Origin of the sequence: Shewanella sp. SG44-6 (genome assembly GCF_014164185.1) — a bacterium.
Classification (GTDB): domain Bacteria; phylum Pseudomonadota; class Gammaproteobacteria; order Enterobacterales; family Shewanellaceae; genus Shewanella; species Shewanella vesiculosa.
On the sequence record NZ_JACJER010000300.1, the window covers coordinates 1 to 860 of the forward strand.

Genomic DNA, 860 nt, shown 5'->3' on the forward strand with positions numbered 1-860 from the left:
CAACTGAATTCGGACACGTTGGTGGTCACATGGGCCATGAAGTCGACTTTGCTTAAGGCTTCATCCCAACGTTTCCCTTCAGGATTGGAAAAGTTGAAGTTATTAAAATAAGCTAAAATCACTTTTATTTCATAAGGATCAGCAGCGAGCATGCCATTAGGGACGTTACCCGTGATCACCCCACCTCCAGGCTTACCTTTAGCAATGGCAGGGAATGCTAAACGACCACGTTGGTCAATTTTTTCTTTTTTGACACCTTTAGCAGCAATCTCATCCATATAGGCTTTTGCCTCTGGATATTCTTTCAGCAGTGGCGTTTTATTACCGGGGAATAAGCCCCCTTTGCTATCAATGCCACCAAATAGGCCATTTAATGCATGACAAGAAATTGAAGTATAAGTACCACGGGCCTGCATCACTGCACCTCGGGATGTCCATACTTGCACCGCAGGCGCCGCCGCCCCCATATCTTTAGCAATGGCGATAATGGTTTTAGGGTCAATACCGGTAATTTTGCTTGCCCATTCAGGGGTGTAATCTTTAAGGGCCTGGTTCCACCATTCGACTAAACCGTAGGTATGGGTTTCTTTAAAGCTCTCGACACTGACGGTTTTACCTGCTTTAAACAGGTTTTTACCCTCAATAAAATCTCCAACAAAGGGCTTATGCCATACACCTTCAACTAAGGCCACATGGGCAATAGCGAGTGCGAGAACACTGTCTTGGCCAGGTTCAATCGGTAATGGTGTTGCACAGGTTTCAATTCAACAACCCTCGATTAAACGTCTATGGGATACCCGTATCGATGAATCTGAAATCCCTTACATGTTAGCTAAAAAGCTGGCTGATAAAGGATTTGA

General features: G+C 44.8%; 1 pseudogene. It reads right to left on the bottom strand.

The window, feature by feature from the left end:
• Positions 1-692, bottom strand: a pseudogene (locus H5185_RS22300) (dehydrogenase); the annotation flags it as partial.
• Positions 693-860 lie beyond the last annotated feature (168 nt).